General features: G+C 46.2%; 10 protein-coding genes. 7 read left to right on the forward strand and 3 right to left on the reverse strand.

Features of this window, described 5'->3' with window-relative positions:
* Entirely contained in the window at positions 1-1,161 is a 1,161-nt protein-coding gene (hpxO, locus tag C7Y66_RS07350) for an FAD-dependent urate hydroxylase HpxO (RefSeq protein ID WP_106545059.1), read from the forward strand.
* Positions 1,162-1,200: 39 nt separating this feature from the next.
* Here the strand turns inward: hpxO and C7Y66_RS32320 are convergent, their stop codons facing one another.
* Positions 1,201-1,410, reverse strand: a complete 210-nt coding sequence (locus C7Y66_RS32320) for a hypothetical protein (RefSeq protein WP_233222563.1) — start codon at positions 1,408-1,410, stop codon at positions 1,201-1,203.
* Between C7Y66_RS32320 and C7Y66_RS07355 the strand changes: the two genes are divergently transcribed.
* On the forward strand, positions 1,382-2,341 hold the full coding sequence (locus tag C7Y66_RS07355; protein ID WP_233222564.1) for a gluconolaconase: 960 nt from the start codon (positions 1,382-1,384) through the stop codon (positions 2,339-2,341). The two genes, C7Y66_RS32320 and C7Y66_RS07355, sit on opposite strands and share 29 nt — an antisense overlap.
* 103 nt (positions 2,342-2,444) lie before the next feature.
* Positions 2,445-3,110 (forward strand): SDR family oxidoreductase, encoded by a 666-nt coding sequence (locus C7Y66_RS07360; RefSeq protein ID WP_106545061.1) that lies wholly within the window; start codon positions 2,445-2,447, stop codon positions 3,108-3,110.
* Between the two features lie 38 nt (positions 3,111-3,148).
* Here C7Y66_RS07360 and C7Y66_RS07365 read toward each other — a convergent pair whose 3' ends face one another.
* On the reverse strand, positions 3,149-4,399 hold the full coding sequence (locus tag C7Y66_RS07365; RefSeq protein ID WP_106545062.1) for a Zn-dependent hydrolase: 1,251 nt from the start codon (positions 4,397-4,399) through the stop codon (positions 3,149-3,151).
* A gap of 159 nt (positions 4,400-4,558) precedes the next feature.
* Positions 4,559-5,782 carry a HAMP domain-containing sensor histidine kinase gene (locus C7Y66_RS07370; RefSeq protein ID WP_106545063.1) on the reverse strand — a complete coding sequence of 408 codons (1,224 nt, stop codon included), beginning with the start codon at positions 5,780-5,782 and terminating at the stop codon, positions 4,559-4,561.
* A 264-nt stretch (positions 5,783-6,046) separates the two neighbouring features.
* Here C7Y66_RS07370 and C7Y66_RS07375 point away from each other — a divergent pair, with 264 nt between their 5' ends.
* The 4 genes from C7Y66_RS07375 to C7Y66_RS07390 all read left to right on the forward strand — a co-directional run bounded on the left by C7Y66_RS07375 (position 6,047) and on the right by C7Y66_RS07390 (position 13,861).
* On the forward strand, positions 6,047-8,035 hold the full coding sequence (locus C7Y66_RS07375) for a hypothetical protein (RefSeq protein ID WP_106545064.1): 1,989 nt from the start codon (positions 6,047-6,049) through the stop codon (positions 8,033-8,035).
* A gap of 512 nt (positions 8,036-8,547) precedes the next feature.
* Entirely contained in the window at positions 8,548-9,279 is a 732-nt protein-coding gene (locus C7Y66_RS07380) for a peptidylprolyl isomerase (protein WP_106545065.1), read from the forward strand.
* Positions 9,280-9,385: 106 nt separating this feature from the next.
* Positions 9,386-12,319, forward strand: a complete 2,934-nt coding sequence (locus C7Y66_RS07385) for a peptidase domain-containing ABC transporter (RefSeq protein ID WP_015153025.1) — start codon at positions 9,386-9,388, stop codon at positions 12,317-12,319.
* Positions 12,320-12,391: 72 nt separating this feature from the next.
* On the forward strand, positions 12,392-13,861 hold the full coding sequence (locus tag C7Y66_RS07390; RefSeq protein WP_106217021.1) for an HlyD family efflux transporter periplasmic adaptor subunit: 1,470 nt from the start codon (positions 12,392-12,394) through the stop codon (positions 13,859-13,861).

The raw sequence follows: 13,861 nt of genomic DNA on the forward strand, positions 1-13,861 counted from the left end.
ATGTATAACCTCAAGGTTGTCATCATCGGTGCGGGAATTGGCGGTTTAACCGCAGGTATCGCTCTGCGTCACGCAGGGTACGAAGTCGAGATTTATGACAGAGTCAAAGAACTGCGTCCGGCGGGTGCAGGAATTTCATTGTGGTCGAACGGTGTAAAAGTCCTCAACCGTCTGGGGTTAGGGGAAAAGATGGCGGCGATCGGCGGCTTGATGGATCGAATGCAATATCTTACCCTTAAGGGGGATGTATTAAGCGATATCGATCTGCATCCCTTAGTCGAGGAAGTCGGGCAGCGTCCCTATCCAGTCGCTCGTACTGACTTGCAACAAATGCTCTTGGAGGCTTATCCCGGCGAAGTCAAGCTAGAACATAAATGTATTGCAGTCGAACAAGACGAGAATAGCGTTACGGCAATTTTTGAGAACGGACATCGTACCACAGGCGATCTACTTATAGCAGCAGACGGAGTGCGATCGCTTCTGCGCACGTATGTATTAGGACAAGAAGTGCAACCCAATTACGGTCATTACGTCAACTGGAATGGTTTAGTTCCCGCCAGCGAAGATTTAGCCGCAAAAAATTCTTGGGTAATTTTTGTCGGCGAACACAAACGGGCTTCAATGATGCCAGTAGCAGGCGATCGCTTCTACTTCTTTTTTGATGTTCCTTTGCCTAAAGGTACTGTTTCTAGCCCCGAAAATTACCGCGCCGAATTGACAGAACACTTTCAAGGCTGGGCGCAACCCGTTCAAAATTTAATTCAGCGTCTCGATCCATACAAAACAAATCGTTTAGAAATTCACGACGTGGGACCGATTGACCGAATGGTACGTGGTAGAGTTGCTTTACTCGGAGATGCCGCGCACGCTACTTGTCCAGATTTGGGACAGGGAGGTTGTCAAGCAATGGAAGATGGGTTGGTGTTAACTCAATACCTGCTCACAACAAATATTAGTATGGAATATGCCTTAAAACGCTACGAAGCAGACCGGAAAGAACGGACTAGCGCTGTAGTTGAAAAAGCCCGCAAACGCGCCGAAATGATTCACGGTAAAGAGCCAGAAATTACCCAAAAATGGTATCAGCAACTTGCACAAGAAGAACCAGCAGATGTTAGAGGTGCGATCGCTAAAGTGATTTTAGCTGGACCATTGCGTTGAGGGAATTCGGAATTAAAAACTCTTGACAAGATTTTTCCCTTAGAGCAAACTCAAGTAGCCTTTGAATATCTCGAAGAGGAGAGGTATTTTGGCAAAGTGGCGATCGCTTTCTAGTATTCCTGGCTGAGCTATGTTGAGAACGCTTTTCCGTACAATTGCACTCGCCGCCGTGCTGCTTTCTAATACCAGGGCGATCGCATCTCCTTCAACAATTGCCAGCTTGACTTCAGTACGAGAAGAAACTCGCATCGCCTTACCTAAAGACTTCCAATACCCGAATGGCATTGCCCGTGCTAGTGACGGGACGCTATATGTGGGTTCAGTTACTAGTGGCAAAATCCTCCGCATTCTGCCAAATGGTAGGATTGAAACTTTCTTCCCTGGAAATAGTGAAATATTTGCGGCTAATAGTCTGCGACTCGACGAGCAACGCGGTATCTTGTGGGGAGCCTCATCAGACTTTTTAGGCGTTCGCGGTGCTGATGGCAAAGTCACTCGCCGTCCCCATCGGATCTTTGCACTCGATATTCGGACTGGTAAAGCGTTGCAGGTGATTTTGATGCCAGATGGCGGCTTTGGTAATGACATGGCGATCGATCCCAAAGGTGGAGTTTACCTCACTGATAGTAATCGTCCTCGCATTTACTATCTTGCACCTGGAGCCAAGCAACTTCAGGTTTGGGCTGAAGACGATCGCTTGCGCTCTCAACCAGTTGGTTTAGCTGGAATTGCACGAGCAGCTAACGGTATCGTAGTTGTGGGGCTGTTCTCCGGTGGCAGATTATTCAAAGTGACTCCATCACCACAGGGAACGCAAGTAGAAGCGATTTCGCTGCAACGCTCGATTGAAAATCCAGATGGTATGGTATTTGCTCCAGATGGTTCGCTACTCGTATTAGAAGGAGCGATCGCCAGTGGTAACGGTCGCCTGCTCCGCATTCGTGACATTCTTACACCTGCATCGCAACCAAAAGCGATCGAAGTCTTAGCGGACAAAATGGAATCGCCCGTTAATTTGACTGTAGCAGATCGACAAATATGGGTTACAGAATCGCGCATTCGCCATCGTCTCATTCCAGGAAGAGAAGCTGCCATTCCCGATCGCTTTTTTATCCGCCGTTTTACGTTACCGTCTTCTAAGACCACCAAGACTTCTTGGTTAAGATTCGATCCCCCCTAACCCCCTTCAAAAGGGGGGAATAAAGCCCCCTTTTGAAGGGGGTTGGGGGATCGAGGACTATGCATCCCAACCGAGAAGAATTGCTTCTAATGAGGAGAAAAACATGGCAACATATTTAGTCACGGGGGCAAATCGCGGGATTGGTTACGAATATTGCCGTCAACTTAAAGCGCGAGGGGAGAACGTCATCGCGGTCTGTCGTGCGGTTTCGGATGAGTTAAAAGAACTAGGCGTACACATTGAATCTAAGATTGATATTACCTCAGATGCATCCGTTACCGAACTACGCGATCGCCTGCAACAAATGCCGATTGACGTGTTAATTAACAATGCGGCGATCGTCGAGCGCGTCACGCTGGAAAATCTAGATTTTGAAAGTATCCGAAAACAATTTGAAGTCAATGCCCTCGGCGCTTTACGAGTGACGCATACATTCCTACCCCATCTCAAAGCAGGTTCCAAAGTCGTGATGATGACTAGTCGCATGGGATCGATTGGCGACAATACTTCTGGCGGTTCCTACGGCTACCGGATGTCTAAAGCTGCATTATCGATGGCGGGTAAGTCTCTAGCACACGATCTCAAACCAATGGGAATTGCAGTTGCTATTCTCCATCCAGGGTTAGTCCAAACTCGCATGACTAACTTTAGTGCATCTGGCATTACTTCTGAAGAATCGGTGCAAGGATTGTTAGCCCGAATTGATGAATTGTCATTAGATAATACGGGGACTTTTTGGCACAGCAATGGCGAAGTTTTGCCTTGGTAAACTCGCTCATGATGCCACCAATGACAAATGACCAATGACTAATCACAACGATAATGCCGATCCAACTCTAAAAACGTATGCAATAAAACATTCGTTCCTTCAGCACACTGTTCTGGCGAAGTAAATTCCGTTTCAGCATGACTGACACCCGCTTTACTCGGCACAAAAATCATCCCCATATCGGTGAAAGTGGCGAGTTCTTGAGCGTCATGGCTGGCGCGACTGGGTAGATGGGTGTAACTCAGCCTTAAATCTTCGCACGCTTGCGCGATCGCCTGTTGGATCTGCGGTTTTGCTAAGGCTGGCTCGTTCCGCAAACGAGGTTGTAAATCGATATAAGTCTGAGTTTCAACGGCGATCGTTTCAACCTCTGCTTGCAGTTGTGCCATTAAATTATCGAGATGCTGGCTGGATAAATCCCGAATATCTAAGCTCATCTTCACTAACCCAGGAATCACATTTGCAGCATTAGGTAAAACTTCCATCCAGCCTACTGTTGCTACCTGTTGTCCACCTTGAGTGTTGCCGATTTTATTCACTGCTAGCACGACTCTTGACGCAGCTACCAAAGCATCTTGGCGCATCTGCATTGGTGTAGAACCTGCGTGGCTGGAACTACCTTTGACTGTAATAATGTAGCGTCTTTGTCCGACAATCCCTTCCACAACACCGATTTGCTTGCCCAGGCATTCTAAAACTGGTCCTTGTTCGACGTGCAACTCGACAAAAGCTGCGATGTCTGCGGCGGTGCGACGTGCTTCTGTAAGTCGCCTCCAATCGCCGCCAACCCGCGTCAAACAAGTTTGAATGTCTATGCCATCAACACGGGGATATGTCGCCGGATCGAGAATGACTCTACCGGACATTGCTTTACTGCCAATCATCGTCCCCTCTTCATCGGTGAAGACAATCACTTCTAGAGAGCGATTCAGTTGAATTTGCTGTTCTTGCAAGACTCTTACCACTTCCAAGCCTGCCAAGACTCCAAACGCACCATCATAGCGTCCGCCATTCGGTACGGTATCGATGTGGGAACCCGTTGCTAAGGCTGCCGCGTCGGGATATTTGCCGGGATATTTACTGATGATATTGCCAGCCGGATCGATCTTGACGCTCATCCCTGCGGCTTGCATCCATTGTTGCACCCGATCGCGAGCTTGCATATCCGTAGCGCTGTAGGCAATCCGCCGCACTCCTCCACCAGGCAAAGCGCCAATTTGCGCTAACTGTTCGATGCTCTGGATGAGGCGATCGCGGTTTATCGACAGTTGGGATAAAGTATCTACCATTTGGCAATATCTCAGACTAGAGTATTTATTCCCAGACATTTATGTATACAGTATACTCTACTTTTAAACTGAGATTGTTAATTCAGGTACAAAATTGAGGAAATTCCAATATCGCTCTCCGTTTTTTCTCCTAATCCTTTCAAAAGTTAAATGAGATTGCTATAGTATTGATTGTTTACCAAACAATCGAACAAAATTTAGATTAAAAATCCTTTCCAACGTTAACTGAATTTCATGAGGGTTGTGCTTAATTGCATTCTCGATCGGGTTACTAAACACTCGCCAAAGCTGGTTGGTATCAGCGTTCACAATAGGCAGATCGTCCGTGATGCGATCGATCAGTTGAATGCGTTTTTTGGTTAAATTGTGGTTTAAATTAATGAGGACTGAATCTACTAACGGCTTTAGTTGAGTCGGTTCGCAATGGAGAATAACACCTTGTGTTTCAGCAGTGTGAGCTTCGAGAAGAGAATTAATTAAGGCGAGCTGGCGATCGCTTCCTTGCAATAACCGTTCGATCGTCGATCGCTTGACTATCAGCTTATCGTCTAATTCATTCGTAGCTTTATTCAATAAGCTTTTCAACACGATTGAGCTGCCCACAACTGGAGTTTGTAGATCGTGCGATACAGAATGCAGAAATATTCGTAGTTGGCGATTGGCTTCAAACTCCGATCGCTTCAAGCGTTCGTATAGGTACACTGACAGAATACTAATCGAGCAAGCACAGGCGAGTTGGATAATAAGTTCTCTTGAGTAAAGATTGCGGATTTTTGCATACTCAAGGGTAGCCAGACCAGTTATGGGATAAAAAATCGCATAATAGGCGATCGCTACCGCTTGATAGATAACATGTAACCGCCAATGCACTGGAACCAGCACTGCAAAAATGAGAAATAACAGGGATGGTGGTGTTTCAGGAAGACTGACGAAAGTAAAAATAATATGTGTAAGACTGCTCAAGGAGCAGGCAAAAAGCAGAAATAGCGCTTCGGGATACCGTCGTCCCCAGATCGTTTTTTGCCCGATCGCACAAGCCAATAAAATGACAACAGCGCTGAGGTAGTAAACAATGGATGCAACTCTCCATCGCTCTGCGATCGATGCATCTCCATAGGTACTGAAGGCAACTGCTCTCAATCTCTCAAACTCAAACAAAACAGAGTAAAGACCTTCAGCCGATACGAGCGACTGCCAAAACAACGCTAACCATAGTCCAAGGCGCAATCGCTTTTGTAAAAATTGATGCCGCCAAGTCAAGTAGTCCGCTGAGTCTGGGCGTGATTTAAGGCGGGTCAACCAGTATTGAGCGTGTCGGCTGAGCCAGTGCCAAATTAATTGAATAAATTGCAACCATTGACCTGACTTGAGCGATCGCCCCATAAATAAATTTTAGAGATATTCAACTCCATGATGCTATATCACAATCTTCAGATTTGGAATTGACCGATCGGTTAGATCGGGCATCGATGCAAAGGCTGTCGTCCAAAGACCCTGACCGATTGGATGAATTTAAGATTAACCGATTGGTTTTACCAATTTGACTGGACGACCGATTTGCAAGCAGTTACTCCATTCGTAGGATAAACACCAACACAAATAGCCCTAGAACGAATAGTCCAAAATACGAAACAGGATGTGACTGCAATGGAAACAAATACAAATCAAGCGCCTTTATTTCCAAAGCCGACTGGCAATTATGCCGTAGGAACAACTTCTCTTTACTTTAAAGATTCGGAGCGAGAAGAACCTTTCACAGAAGACCCCAACGACAAGCGGGAAATAACAGCAAAAGTTTGGTATCCCAGCGAAACAGTTCCAGGAGCTAAGACCGCACCTTACATGAGCGAAGGCTTGAGTCATGCCTTCGCTTCTGGAGCAGGAATTCCACCGCAAGATTTTACCAAACTAATCCAATCTATCCCAACTTACAGTGTCGAGAACGCTCCAGTCGCCAATGCAGAATCGGAATATCCAGTCGTATTTTTGTCTCACGGCGGTGGCGATATGCCTGAATTTAACACCGTCAGGGCAGAAGAATTAGCTAGTCAAGGTTATATCGTTGTTGCAATTAACCATACTTACGAATCAGCCTTAAATATACTTCCCGATGGGCGAGTCACTTCCCACTCTCCTCTACCTGATGCAGCTGACAACGTAGCTGCCAGAGCCGAAGACATCCAATTCGTCCTAGACGAACTGGAAAAATTCAATGCAGGAAACGATCCAACAGGATTGTTTAGCGGGAGATTAGATCTCGATAAACTCGGTGTTTTCGGAGTTTCTACAGGTGGTGCAACTGCCGCTGAAATTTTATCAATCGATCCTCGTTTCAAAGCAGGAGCAAATTTAGATGGCACGTTGCGGGGTGATACGCCTAACGCTAGCCTCTCTCAACCATATTTGCAGTTCAACAACGTGGCTTTTGGTACAGAAATCAGTTCCGATGAAATATCAAGAGAACCCGACGATAAAGCCTTATTCAATAATCTTCAAAATGAAGGATATGAAGTGACCACTAAGGGGACAACCCACTTGCACTATACCAGTGATGTCCCCTTTCTATTTCCGCTTTTGCGAGATTCTGGCATGGAGCTAGGCGCTCTAACAGAATTCTTGAATTACTTTTTCAATCCTCAAGCGGCTATTGAAACTTACGAACATGAGAACTTTGAACTAATCGATCCCAATCGAGTGACGCAGATTACTAATGACTATCTCACTGCTTTTTTCGATCGCTATCTAAAAAATCGAGAAAGTCCTCTGTTTGCTGATAGTTCCTTTCCGCTTCCAGAAGCCTATCCAGAAGTTATCGCCCAATCTTATCAGGGAGAAAATCTCCTGTCTGACAAAGATGGTGATGATGAGATCTATGGCGGGCAAGAGAATGACTCCCTCTATGGCGGTGGAGGTAACGATCTCTTAAAAGGAGGCGATGGCAGCGATGCCTTACACGGAGGTGGAGGGGATAATTCCCTCTACGGTGAGAGCGGGAACGATTATTTATTTGGACAGGACGGTAGCGATTGTTTACACGGAGGTGAAGCGAACGATCTTCTGCATGGGGATGGGGGCAACGATGTATTAGAAGGGGACAACGGCGACGATACCCTAGTTGGTGCTGATGGCAACGATACGATGAGCGGCGGCAAAGGCAACGATACTCTCAGTGGTGGTGCGGGTAACGATCGCTTAAAAGACACTCAAGGCAACAACATTCTCTACGGCGACGCTGGCGACGATGAGTTGCGTGCAGGTCATGGAGATGACAAACTTGATGGCGATTCGGGTAACGATATCTTGATTGCTGGAGCAGGTGACGATCGCTTGAATGGGGGTACGGGCGACGATGTACTCCAAGGTGGTTCCGGGGTCGATCGCTTCTATTTGAGTAGCGATCGCGATATCATCCAAGACTTTCAGGATGGTCGAGATTTATTGGGGCTACTGACAACGAGCGATGGTCCTCCTCTCAGTTTCAGCGACCTTGATATTGTTCAAGTTGGGCAGAATCTTGAAATTCGCTGGAAGCTTGAAGGGTTGAACGATGTAGGAAGTCAGACGCACGTAATTATTCTCGAAGGGATTCAAGCTAGTCAAATTACAGTTGATGATTTTGTGCAAATAACACCCTAACCCTCTCGTAAATCTCAAGCAAAGCGCACAAGCGGAGTAACTTCAGCTTACTCCACTTGTTTTAGCCTAGCGCGATCGCACTCGCTATGAGATTCCCTCGATCCCTGCTCCCTGCTCTGTGCAAATAAACTTTTATCAAGAAATCCGAAATTCTTGTAACTTTAGTTGTTTTGTCATTTAATTTTCCATAGTTGGAGTATAACGTCATAAGAAAAATCAAAGATTGCCAAAGAAAAGCTAATTCCGCTAAAGGTGACATGGATAAGATGAGATGGGAGTAAATTTAGTATGCAGCTAATGTGGGGAACTTTTACCTATACAGCGCTAATCAAAAGTTAGTAGGGAAGCCAATTGAGTAAAGAATAAAGACTTTTTACCTTTTACCGCGAGATCGGCTAAATCAAGATTAGTATTAGTATTCGCAAGGACAATTATGAGCAACCCTAGTCGAACACAAATTATGTTATGCATTTTTCAGCTAGGGCTGTAAATTTATATATCTGTATATTGGTATGGCACAAGAGTTTCAATTAAACAGCATCATTCCCACTCAAGAAATTCCGTCTCTATTGAGTCGCTATCAATTGCTACCGCAGTTGATGCGGGGAATTGCGATCGATCGCGCGATCGCTCCTTATTTTTGTACCGAAGCCGAACGCCAACAAGCAATCGAGCAGTTTGAGAGACAGTATCACATAAACGATTCAGAGTCAAGAGCAGCTTGGTTAAAAAGAGCTGGCATGAGTGAAGCACAGATGGCAGAAGTCGCCGTGCGATCGCTCCTGATTGAGAAGTTCAAACAAGATACTTGGGGTGCAAAGGTCGAGTCTTATTTTATGAGTCGCAAAGCAGCCTTCGACCAAGTTATTTTTTCCTTACTGCGGACAACAGACGGTTTGCTGGCACAAGAAATTTACTTTCGCATCCTCGAAGGGGAACAAACCTTTGCTGAAATGGCACAACAATACTCCAAAGGCTCGGAGGCAAACACAGCCGGAGTCATCGGACCCGTGCCATTAAGCCAACTCAATCCGACTCTTGCCAAAATTCTTTCCATCGGTCAACCAGGGCAGCTTTGGCGACCGACTCGGATCGAAAACTGGTTTACGATCGTCCGACTGGAAAAGTTGCTACCAGCTCAATTAGACGCAAATATGCGGCAGCGTTTGCTCAACGAAATGTTTGAAACCTGGCTGAACGAACAAATTCAGCAGCTCCAACCATTGCAATTTTCTTGGTCTTAGCCCTTGCCCGTAGCCAAATCAGACCCCGGACAGTATCAAGCCGATCGATCTGCAAATTCTGATTTTGGAATATTTTGACTTTTAACTTTTGAATTTTGAATTCGTCATGACAGCTACTATTTCTAGCTCTCAATTTCAGGCATTTCTCGCTCAAACAAATTTATTTCATCCGCTGCCAGCAACGACTTTACAGGAATTAGCAACGAAATGTCACTTGTGGCGCTATCGGATCGGGCAACCGCTACTCGTGCGGGAAAAAATGCCGACGCAGGTGTTAGTTATCTACCAAGGTACTGCTAGATTAATAGGCTACGATCGCCGCCAGCAAAGCCCCGTAAGTTTGGGTTTAGTCGAACCGAAAACCGTCTTAGGTTGGGCGGGTTTGATTCGCAACATTCCCTGTGAAACCGCGATCGCCTCTACGGAAGTCATTTGTATTGCGATTCCCGCCGCCGACTTTTTAGCAAGTCTTTCAGCCGAACCGACTTTTGCCCAACACGTCAAAGCGCAATTTTCTCCTGCGGAATTGTGCGAACTCTTGAGTTTAGAACTCCAACGTCGCGCCGACAGTGCCACGAAACTGAAAGACTTGGTATTTCAACTAAGTCCGTCTGTCGAGGTACTGAATTTAGCCCCAGGGCAAGCAGATGGGACGCGATTGCGTGGCGATCGCACTTGGCTGATTAGTAGTGGAGCGGAGGCGATTGTCGGCAACCGTTTCGAGCTGAACGGTTCAGCCCCCACAATTACAGAGCCAGGGGTGCGGCTGCTGGGCGTGAAATTACCCCAGGAAATCGAACGAACTATGCCCGTCGTACTTGCTCCTACCGATCTAGAAGTTCCCTACGCCCCAGAACAACCCCCAGTAGCCCCAGCAACCAACACCAAATCCGTTAAATATCCCTTCGTGCGCGGACAGGGAGAAATTAGCGCGGCGATGGCTTGCTTCCAAATGTTGTGTCAATATTTGGGCGTATCGTGGCGACGGGACACGGTGCGGCGGGTATTGGAAAATCAACAGAAATCTCTCGGAACAATTTCTTTGCAAAGCTGCGGCGCGATCGCCGAGATGTTGGGCATGAGCGCCCAATTAATTCAAGTCCCCAGCAAAGCGATCGCGCGGATCAAAACTCCTGCTTTAATCCGCTATCACGATAGCTTGGCAATTCTCTACGCCTGCGACGACAAAGAACTGACGCTTGCCGTTCCCGAAATCGGGATTCACCGTCAAACCCCTGCCGATTTTGCCCGTGCTTGGGGCGAGGGAGGGCAAGTATTGCTGTTACAAGCGCGTCCGGGGGAAAAGACGGAAAGATTTAGCTTGCGCTGGTTTTTGCCGGCGATCGCCCACCATCGTGGCGTATTGATCGAAGTTTTGATCGCGTCATTTTTCGTGCAGCTATTTGGTTTAGCCAATCCCCTCGTTACCCAAGTCATTATCGACCAAGTTTTGGTCAACGGTGCTTTGGATACATTAAACGTCCTGGGAATTTTGTTGCTTGGGGTAGCGCTATTTGAAGCCTTGCTCACGGGAGTCAGGACTTATTTATTTGTCGATACCACGAACCGCATCGACATTGCTTTAGGTTCGGAAGTGATCGATCGCCTGTTACGTCTACCTTTAAGTTATTTCGATCGCCGCCGCGTCGGAGAATTAGCGTCACGTATCAACGAGTTAGAAAATATCCGCCAATTCCTCACGGGTACGGCACTGACAGTTGTATTAGATGCCGTGTTCTCGGTGATCTACATCGCTGTGATGCTCTTTTACAGTTGGATACTGACACTTGTAGCCCTGGCAACAGTTCCAGTCTTTGCCCTGTTGACAATTTTCGTCGCGCCCATCGTCCGCAAACAACTGCGGGTGAAAGCAGAACGCTACGCCGATACTCAGTCTTATTTAGTAGAAGTTGTTTCGGGAATTCAAACAGTCAAAGCGCAAAACATCGAACTTAAATCGCGCTGGCACTGGTACGAACGCTACGCCCGTTACATCAGCGCTGGGTTTAATACCGTGGTGACTTCCACTACGGCAAGTTCGGTGAGCGGATTTTTCAATAAGTTTTCTGGGCTATTACTGTTGTGGGTTGGGGCATATTTGGTGATTTCCCAACAATTAACCCTGGGACAATTGATCGCCTTTCGGATCATTTCTAGCTACACCACCAGTCCCTTATTGCGGTTGATTCAACTGTGGCAAAACTTCCAAGAAACTGCTTTATCGATCGAGCGTTTGGGTGATATTCTCGACGCACACCCAGAAGTAGACGAGGCAAACCGGGCGCAACTGCCAATGCCAGAAATTGAAGGGGCAGTCAAATTTGATGGCGTGTCTTTCCGCTTTGGCAACAGCGGTGTGTTTCAACTGACTAATGTAAATCTAGAATTTCCTGCGGGTACGTTTGTCGGGATTGTCGGGCAGAGTGGTTCGGGTAAGAGTACCCTAACGAAGTTGTTACCGCGTCTGTACGAACCGACGACAGGGACGATTCAAATTGACAATTACGATATCAGCAAAGTTGAGTTGTATTCCCTGCGACGACAAATCGGCATGGTGTTACAGGACACATTGTTATTTAACGGCACGGTGCAAGAAAATATTGCTCTAACGAATCCAGAAGCGAGTTCAGAGCAAATTATTGCCGCTGCGAAAATTGCCGTCGCCCACGACTTTATTATGTCTTTACCCAACGGTTACAACACCAACGTTGGGGAACGGGGTTCGGCGCTGTCGGGAGGACAGAGACAAAGGATTGCGATCGCCCGTACGGTACTGCAAAATCCCAAATTGCTGATTTTGGACGAAGCCACCAGCGCCCTCGATTACGATTCGGAACGGCAGGTTTGTCAGAATTTGGCAGAAGCATTTCACTCGCGCACCGTATTTTTCATTACCCACCGTCTCGCCACAGTCAAAAATGCCGATGCGATCTTGGTGATGGATAAAGGCGTGGTGGTAGAACAAGGCACTCACCAACAATTAATGGCTTTGAGAGGACGTTATTTCTGCCTCTACCAACAACAGGAATCGCAACTGTAAAATTCGGAATTCGGAATTCGGAATTCGGAATTACTAAACCTCTTGCCCTTACCCCTCACCCCTCACCCTTTTATGAATACCGAACCGCTAGCTAAATCTGAGGAACAATTTTTAAATTCATCAGTAGTACTTAACCGTCCTGCTTTGTGGTCGCATTTGTTTATTTGGCTGATTGTTGGCGCGACAACTTCGGCGATCGCTTGGGCAACATTTGCTAAACTCGATCAAACTGTAGTTGCAACGGGCAAATTAGAGCCGCTAGGGGCAGTTAAAGAAATTCAAGCTCCCACTGGGGGAGTGGTGCGAGAAATTCACGTTCAAGACGGTCAGAGCGTGAAAAAAGACCAGCTTTTAGTCACTTTAGACCCGACTTCGCCGCAAGCCGATTTAGATTCTCTCACAAAAGTTCGCTCTAGTTTAGTCCAAGAAAATCAGTTTTACGACCAGGCAATTAATAGTAGTAAACCTGTAATTTCTGGAAGTGCCGATCTGGTTTCTCTGCTGAAGTTACGCGCCGATTTGATGTCAGAAAATCGCTATTTTCAAAATGTTTTAAAGGGTGGTAATATTGCTTCTGGAGAAACGACGGATTTCGCAAATAATCAAAGTCAATTATTGACAGCCAGTCAAAATGAAATTCAATCGAGAGTTCAGGCAGCGCGGAAGCAAGTTCAAGAATTAGAAAAACAGCGATCGCAGACTGCAAAAGAACTAGCAACGGCAAAGCAAATTCTCAAGGTCAACAACCAAATTTTAAAGCGAATTACTCCCTTGGCAACTGGAGAAGGGGCAATTTCTCAAATTCAATACGAACGCCAGCAACAGGAAGTTATTACCAAACAAGGAGAGGTCGATCGCCTAACAGCCGAACAACAAAAGCTAGCAATTTCTATCGATCGAGCTAAGGAAGAATTACAAAATACAATTGCCACCTCAGCGAAAGAAGTTCATAGTAAAATTGCCGAAAATCATAAAAAAATAGCGGAGATTGATAGTCAATTAAGCCAAAAGCGATTGGAAAATAAGACAAAATTAGCAGAAATTGACGCGCAAATTAGTAAAGCCGTACAATCTGTCAAATATCAGCAGCTTAAATCTCCAGTGAATGGAACTGTATTTGATTTACAACCTCGTGCGGCGGGTTTTGTGATAGGTGATACGAAACCGATTTTAAAGATCGTTCCCAACGATAATTTGGTTGCTTCGGTATATCTGACAAATCGAGATATTGGCTTCGTGCGCGAGGGAATGAAAGTGGAAGTGCGAGTCGATTCTTTTCCCTCAACAGAATTCGGTACACTCAAAGGAAAAATTACTTGGGTTGGTTCCGATGCTTTAGCACCAACTCAAGAGCGGCAATACTACGCTTTTCCTGCCAGAATTCAATTAGAATCGCAAAATTTATCGGTGAATGGCAGACCAATTTCCTTACAATCTGGGATGGGAGTCAATGCTGGGATTATTATTCGTAAGCGATCGGTTATGAGTATTTTGACCGATTTATTTGACAAGCAAGTCAGAAGTGTAGAGTCGATTCGGTAG

Origin of the sequence: Chroococcidiopsis sp. CCALA 051, assembly GCF_003015105.1 — a bacterium.
Lineage (GTDB): Bacteria > Cyanobacteriota > Cyanobacteriia > Cyanobacteriales > Chroococcidiopsidaceae > Chroococcidiopsis > Chroococcidiopsis thermalis.